The sequence below is a fragment of the Cellulomonas chitinilytica genome (genome assembly GCF_016862675.1).
Taxonomy (GTDB): Bacteria; Actinomycetota; Actinomycetes; order Actinomycetales; family Cellulomonadaceae; genus Cellulomonas; species Cellulomonas chitinilytica.
Genome location: NZ_BONK01000010.1, coordinates 37,911 through 55,906, shown reverse-complemented (window position 1 = coordinate 55,906; position 17,996 = coordinate 37,911). Strand labels below are relative to the sequence as shown.

General features: G+C 73.6%; 14 protein-coding genes. 2 read left to right on the top strand and 12 right to left on the bottom strand.

The window, feature by feature from the left end; all coding sequences use genetic code 11:
• Positions 1–35: 35 nt before the first annotated feature.
• Complete coding sequence (locus Cch01nite_RS14590) at positions 36–1,046, bottom strand: ABC transporter substrate-binding protein (RefSeq protein ID WP_203756425.1); 1,011 nt, start codon at positions 1,044–1,046, stop codon at positions 36–38.
• Positions 1,047–1,293: 247 nt separating this feature from the next.
• Here Cch01nite_RS14590 and Cch01nite_RS14585 point away from each other — a divergent pair, with 247 nt between their 5' ends.
• Entirely contained in the window at positions 1,294–1,611 is a 318-nt protein-coding gene (locus tag Cch01nite_RS14585; RefSeq protein WP_203756422.1) for a hypothetical protein, read from the top strand.
• A 37-nt stretch (positions 1,612–1,648) separates the two neighbouring features.
• Here the strand turns inward: Cch01nite_RS14585 and Cch01nite_RS14580 are convergent, their stop codons facing one another.
• The 11 genes from Cch01nite_RS14580 to Cch01nite_RS14530 all read right to left on the bottom strand — a co-directional run bounded on the left by Cch01nite_RS14580 (position 1,649) and on the right by Cch01nite_RS14530 (position 14,608).
• Positions 1,649–2,446: a putative protein N(5)-glutamine methyltransferase gene (locus tag Cch01nite_RS14580; RefSeq protein WP_203756419.1), complete on the bottom strand. Its 798-nt coding sequence runs from the start codon at positions 2,444–2,446 to the stop codon at positions 1,649–1,651.
• A 98-nt stretch (positions 2,447–2,544) separates the two neighbouring features.
• Positions 2,545–4,053 carry an L-arabinose isomerase gene (gene araA, locus Cch01nite_RS14575; protein ID WP_203756417.1) on the bottom strand — a complete coding sequence of 503 codons (1,509 nt, stop codon included), beginning with the start codon at positions 4,051–4,053 and terminating at the stop codon, positions 2,545–2,547.
• The gene (locus Cch01nite_RS14570) at positions 4,050–4,781 is read right to left on the bottom strand and encodes an L-ribulose-5-phosphate 4-epimerase (RefSeq protein ID WP_203756415.1); all 732 of its coding nucleotides are present in this window, start codon (positions 4,779–4,781) and stop codon (positions 4,050–4,052) included. The genes araA and Cch01nite_RS14570 overlap by 4 nt, the downstream gene beginning before the upstream one ends.
• Positions 4,782–4,809: 28 nt before the next feature.
• Complete coding sequence (locus tag Cch01nite_RS14565; RefSeq protein ID WP_203756413.1) at positions 4,810–6,405, bottom strand: xylulokinase; 1,596 nt, start codon at positions 6,403–6,405, stop codon at positions 4,810–4,812.
• A gap of 162 nt (positions 6,406–6,567) precedes the next feature.
• Entirely contained in the window at positions 6,568–7,578 is a 1,011-nt protein-coding gene (locus Cch01nite_RS14560; protein ID WP_239070605.1) for a LacI family DNA-binding transcriptional regulator, read from the bottom strand.
• 16 nt (positions 7,579–7,594) lie between these two features.
• The gene (gene proC / locus Cch01nite_RS14555; protein ID WP_203756402.1) at positions 7,595–8,428 is read right to left on the bottom strand and encodes a pyrroline-5-carboxylate reductase; all 834 of its coding nucleotides are present in this window, start codon (positions 8,426–8,428) and stop codon (positions 7,595–7,597) included.
• 45 nt (positions 8,429–8,473) lie between these two features.
• Positions 8,474–10,441: an efflux RND transporter periplasmic adaptor subunit gene (locus Cch01nite_RS14550; RefSeq protein ID WP_203756400.1), complete on the bottom strand. Its 1,968-nt coding sequence runs from the start codon at positions 10,439–10,441 to the stop codon at positions 8,474–8,476.
• Entirely contained in the window at positions 10,434–11,396 is a 963-nt protein-coding gene (locus Cch01nite_RS14545; protein WP_203756397.1) for a DUF5666 domain-containing protein, read from the bottom strand. The genes Cch01nite_RS14550 and Cch01nite_RS14545 overlap by 8 nt, the downstream gene beginning before the upstream one ends.
• Before the next feature lie 35 nt (positions 11,397–11,431).
• Positions 11,432–12,664: an ABC transporter permease gene (locus Cch01nite_RS14540; protein ID WP_203756394.1), complete on the bottom strand. Its 1,233-nt coding sequence runs from the start codon at positions 12,662–12,664 to the stop codon at positions 11,432–11,434.
• The gene (locus Cch01nite_RS14535; RefSeq protein ID WP_203756376.1) at positions 12,661–13,383 is read right to left on the bottom strand and encodes an ABC transporter ATP-binding protein; all 723 of its coding nucleotides are present in this window, start codon (positions 13,381–13,383) and stop codon (positions 12,661–12,663) included. Before Cch01nite_RS14535 ends, Cch01nite_RS14540 begins: the two co-directional genes overlap by 4 nt.
• Positions 13,376–14,608 (bottom strand): efflux RND transporter periplasmic adaptor subunit, encoded by a 1,233-nt coding sequence (locus tag Cch01nite_RS14530; protein WP_239070600.1) that lies wholly within the window; start codon positions 14,606–14,608, stop codon positions 13,376–13,378. Before Cch01nite_RS14530 ends, Cch01nite_RS14535 begins: the two co-directional genes overlap by 8 nt.
• Before the next feature lie 214 nt (positions 14,609–14,822).
• On the opposite strand from Cch01nite_RS14530, the gene Cch01nite_RS14525 reads away from it, so the two are divergent.
• Complete coding sequence (locus Cch01nite_RS14525) at positions 14,823–17,861, top strand: glycosyl hydrolase (protein WP_203756374.1); 3,039 nt, start codon at positions 14,823–14,825, stop codon at positions 17,859–17,861.
• The last annotated feature ends 135 nt before the right edge of the window (positions 17,862–17,996 follow it).

The window sequence follows — 17,996 nt, the reverse complement described above, 5'->3', positions numbered from 1 at the left end:
TCGCCACGGTCGGCACCCCGGAGGCGGGCTGTGCGTCAGTACTGCCGGGTGGGCAGTGCCGCCGTCGCCGCGGCCTGGTCGAACGCGTCGTCGTGCGTGACGATGCGCGGCTCGACGGTCCCGCCGGACTGCAGGGTCTTGATGATGTCGGCGAGGTCAGGGCCCAGGAGCGGGTTGCACTCGACGATGTAGTTGATCTTGCCCTCCGACAGCGCCGTCATGCCGTCCTTGACGCCGTCGATCGAGACGATCTTGATGTCCTTGCCGGGCACCTTGCCGGCCGCCTCGATGGCTTCGATCGCGCCGAGACCCATGTCGTCGTTGTGCGCGTACACGACGTCGATGTCCGGGTACGCCTGGAGGAAGCCCTCCATGACCGTCTTGCCCTCGGCCCGCGTGAAGTTGCCCGTCTGCGAGGCGATGATCTTGACGTTCGGGTTGCCCTTGGTGGCGTCCTCGAAGCCCTGCTTGCGGTCGATCGCCGGCGCCGAGCCCGTGGTGCCCTGCAGCTCGACGACGTTGATCGGCTCGGTGCCGAGGTTGTCGCTGACCCACTCGCCGATCCGCTTGCCCTCCTCGACGAAGTCCGAGCCGATGAAGGTCTTGTAGAGCGACGTGTCCTCGCTGTCGACGGCCCGGTCGGTGAGGATCACCGGGATGTTCGCCTGCTTGGCCTCCTCGAGGACCGCGTCCCACCCGGACTCGACGACCGGGGAGAACGCGATGTAGTCGACACCCTGCGCGATGTACGAGCGGATGGCCTGGATCTGGTTCTCCTGCTTCTGCTGCGCGTCGGAGAACTTGAGGTCGAAGCCGTTGTCCTTCGTGAGCGTGTCCTGGATCGACTTCGTGTTCGCGGCTCGCCAGCCGCTCTCGGCGCCGACCTGGGAGAAGCCGACGGTGATGAGGTCGCCGCTGTCGCCGCCGCCGCTGGCCGCGTCGGTGGAGCTGTCACCGCTGCCGCTGCTGCCGCAGGCGGCGAGGCCGAGCGCGAGGGCGGCGACGGTCGCGGCCATCGCCCGGGTCCTGAATGTCCTGCTGACCATGCTTCTCCTCCTTGAGAGCGCATCCGTGCCGCGCTGCCGCCCCACACCGGACGTCAGGCGTCGTGCTCCCCGGGGGCCGGGGACCTAGCTTCGGAGACCTGTGGCGGTCTTGGTCGAACGGCCCGATGTTAGCGCTCACATCTTCCGGTTCGCACGGATTTGCGTGTTGCATTCCGGTCACGGTCGCCGCAGGGTTCGTCCGCGGAACGGCACCCGTGCCGGTCAGGCCTCTGCCATGCTCCCGCGCATGGCTCTCCGTCGACCGTCCTGCGCCCCGTACCTCGCCGGCGGCGTGCTGCTCACCCCGCCCGCGCCGGTCCTGATCTGCCTCGGCTACGTGAAGTCCGCCGGACCCTGGCAGGGCACGACCGACGTCGACCCCGGCACACCGTTCACGGTGATCGGCGTGCTGCTCCTGGTCGCGGGCGTCGTGCTCGCCGCGATCGGGGTCTACCTGCTCGCCGACACGCTCGACGCGCTGCGGCCGCAGCGACGCGAGCGGTCGCTGCACGAGCTGCTCGGGCCGCTCGCCGTCGACGCCGACGCGCTCCCCGCCGCGGACTAGGTCCGCCGCGGCCGGCCCCTGTCACGCCTGCGGACGGTCAGGGGCGCGTCCCGACGACGACGGTCGCGTCGAGCTCGTCGTCCGTGACGACCCGGGCGGCCATCCCGTGGGCCGTGAGCGCGGCCGCCGTGCGGGGCGCCTGCCGCCGGCTCGTCTCGATGACCAGGTGGCCGCCGGACCGCAGCCAGCCCGGGGCCAGCGCAGCGATGCGGCGGTGCAGGTCGAGGCCGTCGGCGCCGCCGTCGAGCGCGACGCGCGCCTCGTGGTCGCGGGCCTCCGACGGCATGAACGCGACCTCGTCGGTCGGCACGTAGGGGGCGTTCGCCGTGATCACGTCGACCCGGCCGCGCAGGTCGACGGGCAGCGGCGCGTCGAGGTCGCCCTCGTGGACGTGACCGCCGACGGGCTCGACGTTGCGGCGCGCGCACCCGACCGCGACGGGGTCGACGTCGGCGGCGTGCAGCACGATCCCGGGCACGTGCGCCGCGACGGCCACCCCGACCGCGCCCGTGCCGCAGCACAGGTCGACGAGCACCGCGCCCGGGCTCAGACGCGCCGCCGCCTCGCGGACCACGAGCTCCGTGCGCCGGCGCGGGACGAACACCGTCGGCTCGACCTGGAGGCGCAGCCCGCAGAACTCCGCCCAGCCGAGGACCTGCTCCAGCGGCTCGCCGGCCACGCGCCGGGCGACCCGGGCGTCCAGGTCGGCGGCCGACGTCGCGGCGTCGAGCAGCAGCGCCGCCTCGTCCTCCGCGAACACGCAACCGGCGGCCCGCAGCGCGCGGACGACGGCGGACGGGTCGGCGCTCGTGTCGTCACTGGTCTGCGCGGTCACGCACCCAGTGGACCACGCCAGCCCGAGCACCTGGCTGTCGAGCTCGTCGTCGAGCCGGCACGGACCCACCCGGGGAGTTCGGGTGGGTCCGTGGCGGGTCAGAAGCCCTGGGCGAGACGCCAGTAGGCCTGGTTCCAGCGGACCTGCTCACGGAACGCCCGGCGGGTCGTCGACTCGTCGATGACCAGCAGCTCGGTGCGGGCGATCTCGGCGAAGTCCTCGAACGCCTCGACGCCGACCGCGGTGGTGAGCACCGTGTGGTGCGCGCCCCCGGCGGTCAGCCACGCCTCGGCGGACGTGCGGAAGTCGGGGCGCGGCTGCCAGACGGCCCGGGCGACGGGCAGGTTCGGCAGGGCCTGCGTCGGCGGGACCACGTCGACGACGTTCGCGGTGAGCCGGAACCGGTCGCGCATGTCGGCGAGCGAGACGACGACACCGACCCCCGGGTCGGCGGAGAACACCAGGCGCACGGGGTCCTCGCGGTCGCCGATGCCGAGCGGGTGGATCTCGAGCGTGGGCGTGGTCGTGGTGAGCGTCGGGCAGATCTCCAGCATGTGCGCGCCGAGGATGCGCTCGTCGCCGGGCGTCAGGTCGTAGGTGTAGTCCTCCATGAGCGACGCACCACCGGGCAGGCCCTCCCCCATGACCTTGGCGGCCCGGACGAGGATCGCCGTCTTCCAGTCGCCCTCCGCGCCGAAGCCGTAGCCGTCGGCCATGAGCCGCTGCACGGCGAGGCCGGGGAGCTGGCGCAGGCCACCGAGGTCCTCGAAGTTCGTCGTGAAGGCCTTGGCACCGACCGACTCGAGGAACGAGCGCAGCGCGATCTCCTGCCGGGCGCCGTACCGGAGCGACTCGTGCCGGTCGCCACCCCGGCGCAGCTCGGGCACCACGTCGTACAGGTCCTCGTACTCGGCGACGAGCGCGTCGACGTCGGCGTCCGTGACGTCCTCGACCGCGGCGACGAGGTCGTTGACGCCCCACGTGTTGACGGAGACGCCGAACCGCAGCTCGGCCTCCGTCTTGTCGCCCTCGGTGACGGCGACGTTGCGCATGTTGTCGCCGAACCGCGCGAGCACGAGCTCGTGGGTCGCGGCCCAGCCGGCGCACGCGCGCACCCAGGTGCCGATCGACGCGGTGACGGCCGGGTTCGAGGCGTGCCCGACGACGGTCTTGCGGGCCGTGCCGAGGCGCGTCGCGACGTAGCCGAACTCGCGGTCGCCGTGCGCGGCCTGGTTGAGGTTCATGAAGTCCATGTCGATGCTGTCCCAGGGCAGCTCGACGTCCGCCTGCGTGTGCAGGTGCAGCAGCGGGGTGCGCAGCGCGTCCAGGCCGGCGATCCACATCTTCGCCGGCGAGAACGTGTGCATCCACACGATGACGCCGATCACGGAGTCGTCGGCGTTGGCGTCGAGCGCGGCCCGGCGGATCGCGGCGGAGTCCTTCAGGACGGGCTTCCAGACGACCTTCGCGGGGAGGTCCGACGACGCGTCGAGCAGCCGCGCGACCTCCTGGGACTGCTCGGCGACCTGGCGCAGGGTGTCCTCGCCGTACAGCCCCTGGCTGCCGGTGAGGAACCAGATCTCGCGGTCGGCGTAGGGCTTGGTCATCGGGTGGGCTCCTGGTTCTGGCCGTAGACGTGCTGGTAGCGGGCGTACAACGAGTCGATGTGGGCGGGGTCGATGGGCAGCGGCTCGCCGAGCTGGCGGGAGATGTGCACCGTGCGGGCGACCTCCTCGACCATGACGGCGGCCTTCACGGCGGCCTTCGCGTCGGGGCCGATGGTGAACGGGCCGTGGTTGCGCATGAGCACGGCGGGGCTGCGCGAGTCGCGCAGCGTCTCGACGATGCCGCGCCCGATCGAGTCGTCGCCGATGAGCGCGAACGGGCCGATCGGGATGTCCCCGCCGAACTCGTCGGCCATCATCGTCAGCACGCACGGGACGGGTTCGGCGCGGGCCGCCCAGGCCGTCGCGTACGTGGAGTGCGTGTGCACGACACCGCCGACCTCGGGCATGTGCCGGTAGACGTAGGCGTGCGCGGCGGTGTCCGACGAGGGCGAGCGCGTGCCGTCGACGAGGTTCCCGTCCAGGTCGCAGACGACCATCGCCTCGGGGGTGAGCTCGTCGTACGTGACGCCGGACGGCTTGATGACGAGCAGGTCGTCGTCTCCCGGGCCCGCCTCGGGGTCGACCAGCACGCGCTGCGAGACGTTGCCCGCCGTCCACACCACCAGCCCCCAGCGGGGCAGCTCGGCGTGCAGGCGCGCGACGACCTCGCGGGTCCGCGCGACGGCGTCGCGCACGTCGGCGGGGTGGTCGTCCAGGGTCCTCGTCATCGGGTCGGTCTCCGTCTCGTCGTGCCGGTCAGAGGGCGTCCGCGGCGGCCTGCTCGACGGCGAGCCCGGCGGTGTACCGCTCCAGGTACGCGGTGAAGCCCCGCACGTCGTCCGTGTCGGGCTCCTCGACGTCGAGCGTCGCGTCGCCGAACACCTGCGTGCTCAGGTACTCCCCGAGGTCCTGGTCGGCGTGGTCCAGGTAGGCGGCGAGCAGCGCGATCCCCCAGGGGCCGCCCTCGCCGGCGGTCTGCCCGACGGCCACCGGAGCGCCGACGGCGGCGGCCAGCAGCCGCTGCGCGACTCCCGCGGTCCGGAACAGGCCGCCGTGCGCGAACAGCGAGTCGACCTCGACGCCCTCGGCCCCGAGGATCCGCATGCCGAGGCTCAGCGTGCCGAACGCGCCGTACACCTGGGTGCGCACGAAGTTCGCGAGCGTGAGGCGGCTGTCGGGCGTCCGGACGAACAGCGGGCGACCCTCGGCGAGCCCGGTGATCGGCTCCCCCGACAGGTAGTTGTAGGCGAGCAGCCCGCCGCCGTCGGCGTCGCCCGCGAGGGCCTCGCGCAGCAGGGTGCCGAACACGGTGTCGCTGTCGGTGTCGTGGCCCAGCGCCACCGCGAACTGGCGGAACACCTCGGCCCACGCGCCGAGCTCGCTGGCACCGTTGTTGCAGTGCACCATCGCGACGAGGTCGCCCGCCGGGGTCGTCACGAGGTCGATCTCGGTGTGCACGCGCTGCAGCGGCTTCTCGAGGACGACCATCGCGAAGATGCTGGTCCCGACGCTGATGTTGCCGGTGCGCGGCGCGACGGAGCCGGTGGCGACCATCCCGGTGCCGGCATCGCCCTCGGGCGGGCACAGCGGTGCGCCGGCCCGCAGGGTGCCGGTCGGGTCGAGCAGCGCGGCGCCCTCGTCGGTCAGCCGGCCGGCCTCCTGACCGGCGACGAGGACCTCGGGGAGCACGTCGTCGAGCCGCAGGTGCGGGTGACGGCCGGCGACGAGCCCGTCGAAGGACGCCACCATGCCGCGGTCGTAGGCGCGGGTCGCCGGGTCGACCGGGAACACGCCCGACGCGTCGCCGACCCCGAGCACCCGGCGGCCGGTGAGGCGCCAGTGGACGTAGCCGGCGAGCGTGGTGATCGCGGCGACCTGCGGCACGTGCGGCTCGTCGTCGAGGACCGCCTGGTAGAGGTGCGCGATCGACCAGCGCTGCGGGATGTTGTGGCCCAGCAGGTCGGTGAGCTCGGCGGCGGCGCGCTCGGTCGTGGTGTTGCGCCACGTGCGGAACGGGACGAGGAGCTCGCCGTCGGCGTCGAACGCGAGGTAGCCGTGCATCATCGCCGAGACGCCGAGGGCTCGCAGCGTCGCGAGGGGCACGCCGTACCGCTCCTGCACGTCGGCGAGCAGCGACGCGACGCACTCCTGCAGGCCGGTCCAGACCGCGTCGAGCGAGTAGGTCCAGGTGCGGTCGACGAACTGGTTCTCCCAGTCGTGGCTGCCGGTCGCGACCGGGGTGCCGTCGGGGCCGACGAGGCAGGCCTTGATGCGCGTCGAGCCGAGCTCGATGCCCAGGACCGTCTCGCCCGCGGTGATCGCCGCGCGGGTGCGGTCGAGGTCGTCAGCCATGTCACGGCTCCTTCGTCGCAGGCGTCCGGCCGGTGCGACGAGCGGTCGACGTGGCACGGCGGACGATCACCGGCCACCCGGAGGACACCGGCGGCCGGGGCCAATGTTAGCGCTCACATCGGTGGATCCGTAAACCTCCGGAACGGGTGTCGCCCGGACGCCTCAGACCGCGGTGCGGACCGAGCTCCGGCGCACCACGAGCTCCGCAGGAATCTGCTGCCGGGCCACGTCGGTGCCCGCGAACGCGGCCTCCAGCGACCGGACGGCCAGCCGCCCGAGCGCACCGAAGTCCTGCCGGACCGTCGTCAGCGGCGGCGTGTAGTGCGCCGCCCCGACCTCGTCGTCGAACCCGACCACCGCCACGTCGTCCGGCACCCGCACCCCGCGCTCCCAGAACGCGTGCAGCAGGCCGAGCGCGAGCTGGTCGTTCGCGGCGAAGATCGCCGACGGCAGCCCCTCCCGGACCATCCGCAGGCCGAGCTCGTACCCGTCCGCGGCGTCCCACCCGGCCTCGATGTGCTCCGGCGCACCCGGGCCGCACACCTCGCGCCAGCCCTCGAGCCGGTCCTGCGCGTCGAACCAGTCCTGCGGGCCGGCCACGTGGACCACCGCGGCGTGCCCCTGGTCGAGCAGGTGCTGCGTGGCCAGCCGGGCGCCGTGCCGCTGGTCCACCCCCACGGCGTGCAGGTGCGGGACCGGCGGCACGTCCGAGGCCGACGAGATGAGCACCACCGGCACCGGCGACGCGATCGCCGCGATGGCCTGCGCGACCTCCGTGGTCGGCGCGATGATCGCGATCCCGTCGACCCCCTGGCCGAGGAAGTGCTCGACCGCGGCGTGCATCGTCTCGCCGTCGAACTGCCGGATCGTCGCCACCGACACGTACCAGCCGACCACGCGGGCGGCCTCCTCCAGCCCCACGAGCGTGCTCGTCGGGCCGTACAGCGCCGTGGCGGGCGTGACGACGCCGAGCGTCCCCGACCGGCGGGTCACCAGCGCACGGGCGGCGCTGTTGCGGCGGTACCCGAGCCGGGCGATCGCGTCGTTGACCCGGTCGCGCGTCTCCGGGCGGACGCTCGGGTGGTCGTTCAGCACGCGGGAGACGGTCTGGTGCGAGACGCCGGCCAGCTGGGCGACGTCGCTCATCGCGGGCGGGCGGGCGGCGGTGGTCATCGGGTGCTCGTCGTCGTCAGCCGGCGTACTGCGCGCCGAGCTCGCGCGAGCGGTCCCGCGCCGCCTCGGCCGCCGCCACGACACCCGCCCGGACGCCGTGCGCGTCGAGCTCCCGGACCGCCGCGACCGTCGTGCCGCCGGGCGAGGACACCCGCTCACGGAGCACCACCGGGTGGTCGCCCGACTGCGCGGCCAGCGCCGCGGAGCCCTCGACCGTCGCCACCGCGAGCTTCGTCGCGAGGTCACGGGTCAGGCCCAGCAGGACACCCGCCTCCGCCATCGCGTCGATCAGGTAGAACGCGTACGCCGGGCCGGACCCCGAGATCGCGGTGACCGCGTCGAGGTCCTTCTCGGCGACCCGTACGACCAGGCCGGTCGACGCGAGCATCTTCTCGACGAGGACGAGGTGCCCGTCCGTCGCGTGCGTGCCGCCCGCGATCGCGCTCGCCCCCTTCCCGACGACCGCCGGCGTGTTCGGCATGACGCGGACCACCGGCGTGGCCGCCGGGAGACGGCCCTCGTAGGCCGAGATCGGCAGGCCGGCCGCGACGGTCACCACGACCTCGCCGCCCTTGAGGACCGGCGCGATCTCGTCGAGCACCGTGCTGACCACGTTCGGCTTGACCGCCACGAGCACCACGTCCGCTCGGGCCGCGGCCTCGCGGTTCGACGCGCCCGTGCGGACCGCGTAGCGCCCGGCGAGCTCGGCGGCGCGGGCCGGCGAGTGCTCCGTAACCTCGAGCTGCTCAGGTGCCCAGCCCGCGGTGAGCAGCGCCGCGAGCAGCGTCTCGCCCATCACGCCGCCACCGAGCACCGCGACCTGCGGGGTGCCGGGTGTCTGGTCGGTCATCGTGGTCCTCCCGTCGCGCCGCCGTCCGGCGGCGACGCCGTGAGCCTACCGACCGCCGGTGCCACCTCCCTGAGTGACCGGGCCGCGGAGCTGGTTCGGGTCGAAGCCGGCCGGCGGTGCGAAGCCGCCCTGGACCTCGGCGCCGTCGCCGCCCAGCCCCGACAGACCGCCGTTCGTGCTCGACGAGCCCGGGTCGACGGCCTGCGTCGTGTCCGCGAGGACGACCTCGTCGCCCAGCGTCAGGCCGGAGACGATCTCGGTCCGCTCCGAGCCGACCGCCCCGCGCTCGACCGTGACGTCCGTCGGGGTGCCGTCCCGCAGCACCTGCACCGTCGCCGTCGCGCCGTCGACGTGCACCGCCGACGTGGGCACCGTGAGCACCTCCTCGCCGCCGGCGACCGTGATCGTGACCTGCGCGGACGCGCCGTCGTAGAGCGTCCCGGACGTCGGGTCGAGCGCGAGCTCCACCGCGTACGACGGCTCCGACGTCTCCGACTGGTCCAGCACGCCGATGCTCGTGACCTTCGCCGTGAGCGTCGCGTCGGTGGTGGGGGTGGTGACCGTCGCCGCCTGGCCGACCTCGACGATGTCGATGCTGGTCAGCGGCACCGTCGTGGCGACCGTGTGGCCGTCGGTGCCGAGCACCGTGACGACCGCGGTCGTCGAGGAGGCGTCGACCGACGCACCGGGCGTGATCGACACCGCCGCGACCGTGCCCGCGATCGGCGACGTCAGCGTGACGAACGCGAGCTGGTGCTGCGCCACCGCCAGGTCCGCCTCGGCCAGGTCGATCGCGGCCTGGTCGGCGAGGATCGTCGCGGCCGACGCGGCAGTCGTCGAGCTGCCCGAGCGGTCCGGCGACGAGCCCGAGGAGCTGGACGAGCTCGACGTGCTCGACGCGGACGGGCTCGGTGCCGGCGTGGTCGGCGACGGGGTGGACGTCGACGAGGACGAGCCGTCCGTGGAGGGCGAGTCCGCCGCGCCCGTCGAGCCGGTCGACGCGCTCGCCGCGGCCTGGGCCCTCTGCAGCGCCTGGACGGCGTCGTCGAGCGACGTCGCGAGGGCCAGCAGCGCCTGCTGCTGCGCGTCCGTCGTCTGCTGCGCGGACAGCGTGCCGCTCACCGCCGCCTGGCAGTCGGCGAGCGCCCGGGCCACGGCCGAGGTCGGGTCCGTGGTGTCGTCGCCGGCGTCCGCAGTGGGGTCGGCGGTCGGGTCGTCGGTCGTGGAGGGGCTCGGCGACGGCGACGGGCTGGCCGAGGGGTCCGGCGTCGGCTCGACGTCCTCACCCATGACCGCGAGGAACGCGGCGCACGTGGCCTGTGCGGACGTCACGCTCGCGCTGCTCGTCGCGAGCGCCGAGGCCGCGGCCTCGTACTGCGTGAGCAGCTCCCGCTGGGCCCGCTGCACGGCGGCCGTCGCGGCCGCGACCGCCGGGTCGGTCGTGCCGGACCCGCCGGACGGGCGCGAGCCCGTCGAGCCCGCGTCGGTCGAGCTGCCCGTCGACGCGTCGGACGACGGGGTCGAGCCCGACGACGGGGCCGTCGTGGCGGACGACGACGTCGACGACGAGGACGTCGACGAGCTCGCCGTCTGCGACGCCAGGTCGTCCTCGAGCTGCTGCTGCGCGTCGGCGAGCGCCGACGACGCGGCGTCGACGCCGTCCTGCAGCGACGTGGTGTCGAGGGTCGCCAGGGTCTGGCCCGCGGTGACGGTCTGCCCGACGGCCACGGGCACCGTGGCGACCGTGCCCGCGACGGAGAACGCGAGGTCGCGGCGGGTCGCCGACGAGACCGTGCCGGTCGCGTGGATCGTCTGCGTGACCGTGTCCCGGGTGACCTCCGCGGTGCGGTAGCGGTCCTGCCCGGAGCCGCCGACCGCGAGGGCGACCCCGCCGCCGGCCGCCACGAGCACCGCGGCGCCCGCCGCGGTGAGGATCACGACGCGCCGGCGGCGTGCCGTGCGGCGGGCCGAGACGGACGGCCGCGGGTCGAGGTGGGCGCGTGCGTCAGGCATTCGAGCCGCCGTCCTGGTCGTCGCCGGTCCCGCCGCCCGGCCGGGTGCCGCGCATCATGAAGCCGGTGCTGCAGCCGTCGGCGCTCTTGTCGGACAGCGTGAGGGTCGTGGCGGTGACCTTGCCGCTGTCGTCCGCCTCGCCGCGGGCGACCGCGCACAGGCCGACGGCGATCGCGGACGCGTCGGACGCCGCCTCCTTCGTGTACGTCGTCGACGCGTCCACCGTCACCGTGACCGTGCTGGTGGTGGGGTCGTCGCTCGCGCCGCCGTCCGGAGAGAGCTGCGGGCGGGTCTGCTCAATCGTGATCGTGCTGCCGTCCACCGCGGTGACCGTGCCGGACGAGAAGCCGCCGAAGCCGCCCGTGAACCCGGGGGCGCCCGACGGGAGGTCGGTGGGTGCGCCGTCGGGGCGGCCCGTCGGCCGCGTGCCCTGCGGGCCGCCGCCCTGCTCGCCGCCCTGCGGTCCACCACCGCCGCCGGGACCTCCGCCCGGTCCGCCGAACGCGCCGCCGCCGAACCCGCAGGTGCCGTCGTCCGACGCAGCCGTGATCCGCACGGTGCTCGCGGGCCCCGCGTCGTCCGAGGACTGCGCGTCGTCGCCGGTGGAGGCCGACGTCGTCGCGACGCACGACCCGACGGTGACGTCCGCGAGCGCCGCCGCGACGGTGCGCGTGACCGTGGTGGTGTCGGTCCAGGTCACGGACGTCTGGGAGTCCGAGCCGCGCAGCTGCATCACGGTGCCGTCGATCGCGACGATCTCGCCCGACGTGCCGCCGCCGCCCTGCCGCCCGGTCGTCTGCGGCGCCTGCGCGGTCGACCCTCCGCCGTCCTGCCGGGTGCCGGTGCCGTCCCCACCCGCGGACGAGCAGGCGGCGAGCAGGAGCACGCCGACCGTCGCGAGCGCGGGAAGGGCCAGCGCGGCGGCCGTGCGGCGCGTGCGGGGTGAGCGGGTCATGAGGTTCTCCTTGAGAGGGTCGCGCGCGGGCATGGTCACTCCGCCCGCAGCGCGTCGATGGGGGCGAGCCGGGCGGCCCGGGTCGCGGGGTAGACGCCGAACACGAGGCCGATCGCGATGGCGACGACGACGGACCCGGCGACGGCGGCGCCCGAGACGACGACGGAGGTGTCGAGCAGGCCGGGCAGCACCTGCGCCGCGACGATGCCGAGCGCGGCGCCGAGGATCCCGCCGCCGAGACCGAGCACGCCGGCCTCGACGAGGAACTGCCGCCGGATCGCCCACGGCGGGGCGCCGAGCGCCTTGCGCAGGCCGATCTCGCGGGTCCGCTCGGTGACGGACACGAGCATGATGTTCATGACCCCGATGCCGCCGACGAGCAGGGACAGGGCCGCGATGCCGGTGAGCAGCACGGTGAGCGTCTTGTAGACGGCGGTCGCGGTCGACACCAGGGCGTCCTGGCTGTTCACCGTGAAGTCGGCGCTGGACGCGTCGGTGATGCCGTGCAGGTTGAGCAGGGTCTGCGTGGCCTCCTGGTAGGCGGCGCTGAGCTGGTCGCCCGACGCGGCCTGGAGGTAGACGGTCGAGACGGCCTCGCGGGACTGGCCGCCGACGAGCGTGTCCGCCGCGGTGCTGAGCGGCACGACGGCCGTGTCGTCGAGGTCGCTGTCGCCGCTGGCGCCCTGCGGCTCGAGCACGCCGATCACCTGGAAGTCGTGGCCCGCGATGGTGACGGTCTGCCCGACGACACGCGTGGTGCCGAACAGCTCCTTGGCCGTCTCGGGGCCGAGGACGACGACGTTGGCGCGCTCGTCGTCCTGCTCCTGCGTGAAGAACGTGCCGCTCGCGATCGTGCGGGCCCGCACGGCGAGCCAGTCCGTCGTGGTGCCGACCACCTGGGTGGTCCAGTTGGTGTCGCCGGCCTCCAGCGACACCGACGTCGTCTTCTCGGGCGCCACCGCGGCGACGTCCGGGACGTTGACCTTCGAGGCCAGCGCCTCGGCGTCGGCCCGCGTCAGCGTGGTGCGCGTGCCGAACCCGCCGCGGATCCCGCTCGAGTCGGTGCTGCTGCCGGGCTTGACGATGAGCAGGTTGCTGCCGAGCGAGCTGATCTGCGCCGACACGTCCTTCTGGGTGCCGAGGCCGAGGCCGACGGTGAGGATGACCGCGGCGATGCCGATGAGGATGCCGAGCACCGTGAGCGTGGAGCGCAGGCCGTGGCTGCGCACCGCGGACCAGCCGGTCCGCAGCGTCTCCGTCCAGGTCATGCGACCACCGCCGTGCGGGGGACGCCGGTGTCCTCGACGACGAGCCCGTCGCGGACCCGGACCACGCGCTGCGCCCGCTCGGCCACCTCGGCCTCGTGCGTGATGAGCACGATCGTGCGGCCCTGCGCGTGCAGCTCGTCGAACAGCCGGAGCACGTCGTGCGACGAGACCGTGTCCAGGTTGCCGGTCGGCTCGTCCGCGAGCAGCAGCGCCGGCTCGCCGACGAGCGCCCGGGCGACGGCGACGCGCTGCTGCTGGCCGCCGGACAGCTCGCCCGGCCGGTTGTCGAGCCGGTCGCCCAGCCCGACGCGCTCCAGGGCTGCCACGGCCCGCTCGCGCCGCTCGGCGCCGTGGACCCGCCCGTACATCAGGGGCAGCTCGACGTTGCGCAGCGCCGACAGGGACGGCAGGAGGTTGAACTGCTGGAACACGAACCCGATGCGCCGGTTGCGGATGTCCGCGAGGTCGATCTCGTCGAGCTCGCCGACGTCCTCCCCCGCGAGCCGGTACGACCCGGCGGTGAGGGTGTCAAGGCAGCCGAGGATGTTCATCAGGGTCGACTTGCCGGAGCCCGACGGGCCCATGACCGCGACGTACTCGCCCTCGTCGATGCGCAGGTCCACGCCACGGAGCGCCTCGAACTCGATGCTGCCCGTGCGGTACGTCTTGCGGACGCCCGCGAGGTCGATGACGGGGGTGCTGTCCCGGGCGTCAGCCATTGTTCGGACCGCCCTGGAAGTTCCCGCCCGTGAAGCCCTCGGGCGGTCCGCCCTGGAACCCCTCGGGGAAGTTGCCCTGGAGCTGGGGTCCGCCGTTCTCGCCCTGCTGGCCGCGGTTGCCGCCCGGCGTGAACACCGCGAGCACCACCTCGTCGCCCTCGGACAGGCCGGCGGTGATCTCCGTGAGGTTCCCGGACGTCTCGCCGGTGGTCACCTCGACGGTGCTCTGCGTGCCGTCGGCCGCGACCTTCGTGACGGTCGACGTCCCGTCCGTCGTGGTCACCGCGAGGCTCGGGATCGTGAGCACGTCCGTGCGGCGCTCGTAGACGAGGTCGACGTCGGCGGACACGCCGTCGTGCAGGCCCTCCTGGCCGGGGGTGATGTCGACGGTCACCGGGTAGGCGGCGACGCCCTGGCTGCTCGTGGACAGCAGGCCGATCGACGCGATCGTGCCGAACACCGGGTCGGTGGCGCCGTCGGGCGTGACCTCCGCCTGGTCGCCCACGGCGACGTTCGCGACGTCGGCGTCGGAGACGCTGACCTCGACCTGCCACGCGTCGGTGCCGACGATGACGAACTGGGCGGACGACGTGTCCGAGCCGCCGGCCGACGGGTCGGAGCCGTTGCCGCCGTCGCCGCCGGACGAGCCCGTCACCGCGTCGCCCACCTCCAGGTTCACCTCGGTGAGCAGCCCGGCGACGGGGGCGGTGAGCGTCGCACCGGCCATCGCCGTCTGCGCCGAGTCGGCCTGCGACTGGGCGACGTCGACCTGCGCCTGCGCGGCGGCGATCTGCGCCTTCGCGCTCGTCGACCCGTCCGAGGAGTCGGTCGCGTCCGACAGCTTGGCCTTCGCGCTCGCGAGCGACGCCTGCGCGGAGAGCAGGTCGGCGTTGAGCTGCAGGGTGTCGACGGTCGCGAGCGTCTGGCCGGCGGTGACCGTCTGGCCCGCCGTGACGTCGACCGCCGTGACGGTGCCGCTCACCTCGAACGACACGTCCTCCTGCACCGCGGGGGTGATCGTGCCGCTCCCGCTGACGGACTTCTGCATCGTCGTCAGGCTCGCGGCGACCGTCCGGGTCGTGGGTGACGCGGCGTCGGACGCGGAGGCGTCCCGGATGCCGAACCACCACACCCCGGCGGTCACCAGCCCGACCACGGCGACACCCGCCGCGATCCTCACGAGCGGACCGGTCCGCCTCCACAGCCGCAGCATGTCTGTCCTCACGACGAGCCCGTTGGTTGCCGGGGTCGAAAGTAGGCAGGCCTCCTGGGGCGGCCGTAGCACGAACCTGTGGCCGACCTGTGAGATCGGGCGGGCGCCCCTGAATCGCTTCGGGGTCTGGTTTCGATAGATCTGGGGACTTAGTTTGTTATGTTGAGAAAGTCCGCAGACGTCCCCTGGATCGGCTGCGCCGACCCCGGGTCACCCAGGAGGTTCGATGAGGAACCGCACGTTCGCCCCTGCCGTCAGGACCCGGCCACCGGGCCGCCCGACGGGCCGGACAGCCGCCGCCACGCTCACCGCGACCCTCACGGCGCTCGCGGTGACCGGCCTGGTCGCCCTGCCGGCGCACGCCGCCGGCCCCGCCCCCGCAGCGGCCCCGGCCGTCACGGCCGCCGACGACACCGTGGACCTCGTCGACCCCGCGGCCACCCCCGAGACCCGGTCGCTGTTCTCGTACCTGCGCGACGTGCGCGGCGACGGCATCCTGTTCGGCCACCAGCACACGACGTCGTACGGCCTGACCTTCGACACGGACGACGGCGCGAGCTCGGACGTGAAGAGCGCCACCGGGGACCTGCCGGCGGTGTTCGGCTGGGACACCCTCATCATCCAGGGCGACGAACGCCCAGGTCAGCAGGGCAACACCGCGGCGCAGAACGTCGCGATCCTCGCCGACTCCATCGAGAAGGCGGACGCGGCGGGCGGCATCAACACCCTCTCGGCGCACATGGAGAACTTCGTCACCGGCGGGTCGTTCTACGACACGACGGGCGACACGCTGCGGGCCGTGCTGCCCGGCGGCGCGAAGAACGCCGACCTCAACGCGTACCTCGACAACGTCGCGCTCCTCGCCGGGTCGGTGCACCGCGAGGACGGCGCGCCCGTCCCGATCGTCTTCCGGCCGTGGCACGAGAACGCCGGGTCGTGGTTCTGGTGGGGCGCCGCGTTCGGCTCCCCCGGCGAGTACCAGGAGCTGTTCCGCTACACCGTCGAGTACCTGCGCGACGTCAAGGACGTGCACAACCTCCTGTACGCCTTCTCGCCGGGCAGCGGCTTCGGCGGGAACGCCGAGCAGTACCTCAAGACGTACCCCGGCGACGACTTCATCGACGTGCTCGGCCTCGACGCGTACGACGACACGGGCTCGCAGACGTTCCTCGACGGCCTCGTCGCGGACCTCGGGATGATCGCGGACCTCGCCGACGAGCGCGGGAAGGTCTCCGCGTTCACCGAGTTCGGCGTCTCCGGCGGCGTCGGGTCCAGCGGCACCAACCCGGAGAGCTGGTTCACCAAGGTCCTCGGCGCGATCAAGGGCGACCCGAAGGCCGCCCGCAACGCGTACATGCTCACGTGGGCCAACTTCGACGTCGGCCAGCACTTCGTGCCCGTGCCCGGCGACGGCACGTACGAGGACTTCCAGGCGTACGCCGCCGACCCGTTCACGCTGTTCGCCCCCGAGGTCGAGGGGGCGTTCGACCGGGCCACCACCGCGACGCCTGCGGAGCCGCTCGTCCACCTCGTCTCCCCCGCCGACGGCTCCCGGGTCGCGACCGGGCCGACGACGATCCGGGTCACCGTGCAGGGCGTGTCGCCCGAGCGCGTGTACGTGACGAGCAGCAAGGGCGCCACCGTCGAGCTCAGCAAGGGCGACGGGCTGTGGTGGACCGGCGAGTGGGCGATCCCCGCGGGGCAGCTCGACAACTCGACGCAGGGCCTCACCGTCCACGTGGTCGACGGCGGCACGCAGGTGCTGACCGACGACGCGTCCGCGGTGCTCGGGCCGCGCCCGACGTTCCCCGCCGGGGTCGTCGACGACTTCGAGGGCTACGGCGACGACACCGCGCTGCGGGCCGAGTACGTGTCCTACGGCGCCAACACGCTGTCCCTCGAGACGGGCGTGCACGGCGGCGGCAGCAAGGCGCTGCGGATGGACTACGACTTCGGCACCCAGACGTACACCGGCCTGGGCAAGCAGGTCGGTGCCGACTGGTCGGACTTCAGCGAGCTGTCGCTGTGGGTCAAGCCGGACGGGTCGAACAACAAGCTGGTCCTGCAGCTCGTCGCCGGTGGCGTCTCGTACGAGGCGTACCCGTCGCTGGCCGGGACCACGGCGTCCGTCGTCACCGTGCCGTTCCGCGACTGGCGGCCCGCCCCGTGGGACACGTCGCACGCCGACCGGCGCATCACGGCGGAGGACCTGAAGGCCGTCGCGCAGTTCAACGTGTACGTCAACCAGGTCGACGGCGGTGCGCCCAGCGGCAGCATCGTGGTCGACGACATCACCGCGAAGGTCGGCCCGCCCGTGTTCTCGGACGTGCCGCGCGGCCACCCGTACGAGACGGAGATCCTCTGGCTCTACGGCCAGGGCCTCGACGCCGGCTACCCGGACGGCACCTTCCGGCCGACGAAGGCCGAGACCCGGCGGGCGGCCGTCTCGCTGCTCTACCGCTACTCGGACGCGACGTTCACGCCGGCGGTGAAGAAGCCGTCCTTCGTGGACGTGCCCAAGAAGGACCGTGACTACGCGGCCGTCGAGTGGGCCGTCGACCAGAAGATCGTCTCGAACAAGCCCGTCCCGCTGTTCCTGCCGGACGCCCCGCTCGACCGCTCGTCGGCCGCGCAGCTCCTGTGGAAGCTCGCCGGGTCGCCGGAGCCCGACGCTGCGGCGACGTTCAAGGACGTCCCGTCCTGGTTCCCGTACGCGAAGGCGATCGCGTGGGCGACGGAGAAGGGCGTCGTCACCCCGGTGTCGGCCACCCAGTACGGCGTGCTCAAGGTGGTCGCGCGGCAGGACATGGCCGCGTACCTCCACCGGTACGACCACCTGCCCACCCCGCTCGAGCCGCAGCTGCTCTACGACTTCGCGGACGGCGCCCAGGGCTGGTCGTCGTTCGCGGGCACGGCCACGGGGACGGGCGGCGCGCTGGCCGTCGACAGCCCGGCGCCCGACGGCACGTGGGCCGGCGTCCAGCCGGGGTCGCTCGACCTCACCGGACGCACCGAGCTGCGGTTCGACCTCGCGCAGACCACCGGGGTCGACACCAAGGTGGCCCTGCAGGTCGGCAGCAGCTGGACCTGGTGCGAGACGGCCCTCACCGGCTGGATCGACGGCCCCCGGGTCGACGAGAACGCCGTGGTGGTCGACCTGACGACGCTCAGCGCCGACTGCCAGGCCCAGCTCGGCGACGTCAAGGGGATCAACATCTACCTCAACGCCGGGCAGCACGTCATCGACGACGTCGAGGTCCGCTGACCCCGACCTGAGCCCCACTCGCGCGACGGGCCCGGTCCCTGCGACCGGGCCCGTCGTCGCCTGCGGGGCGGCGGCGGGGAGCCTGGACCGATGTCCACGTTCCGCCCTCACCGGCCCCGCCCGTCGCTTACCCTC

Bases quoted from the DNA above. Each gene is read 5' to 3' on its own strand.
- Cch01nite_RS14590 (WP_203756425.1), bottom strand. From the start codon at position 1,046: ATGGTCAGCAGGACATTCAGGACCCGGGCGATGGCCGCGACCGTCGCC.
- Cch01nite_RS14585 (WP_203756422.1), top strand. From the start codon at position 1,294: ATGGCTCTCCGTCGACCGTCCTGCGCCCCGTACCTCGCCGGCGGCGTG.
- araA (WP_203756417.1), bottom strand. From the start codon at position 4,053: ATGACCAAGCCCTACGCCGACCGCGAGATCTGGTTCCTCACCGGCAGC.
- Cch01nite_RS14570 (WP_203756415.1), bottom strand. From the start codon at position 4,781: ATGACGAGGACCCTGGACGACCACCCCGCCGACGTGCGCGACGCCGTC.
- Cch01nite_RS14565 (WP_203756413.1), bottom strand. From the start codon at position 6,405: ATGGCTGACGACCTCGACCGCACCCGCGCGGCGATCACCGCGGGCGAG.
- Cch01nite_RS14560 (WP_239070605.1), bottom strand. From the start codon at position 7,578: ATGACCACCGCCGCCCGCCCGCCCGCGATGAGCGACGTCGCCCAGCTG.
- proC (WP_203756402.1), bottom strand. From the start codon at position 8,428: ATGACCGACCAGACACCCGGCACCCCGCAGGTCGCGGTGCTCGGTGGC.
- Cch01nite_RS14550 (WP_203756400.1), bottom strand. From the start codon at position 10,441: ATGCCTGACGCACGCGCCCACCTCGACCCGCGGCCGTCCGTCTCGGCC.
- Cch01nite_RS14545 (WP_203756397.1), bottom strand. From the start codon at position 11,396: ATGACCCGCTCACCCCGCACGCGCCGCACGGCCGCCGCGCTGGCCCTT.
- Cch01nite_RS14540 (WP_203756394.1), bottom strand. From the start codon at position 12,664: ATGACCTGGACGGAGACGCTGCGGACCGGCTGGTCCGCGGTGCGCAGC.
- Cch01nite_RS14535 (WP_203756376.1), bottom strand. From the start codon at position 13,383: ATGGCTGACGCCCGGGACAGCACCCCCGTCATCGACCTCGCGGGCGTC.
- Cch01nite_RS14525 (WP_203756374.1), top strand. From the start codon at position 14,823: ATGAGGAACCGCACGTTCGCCCCTGCCGTCAGGACCCGGCCACCGGGC.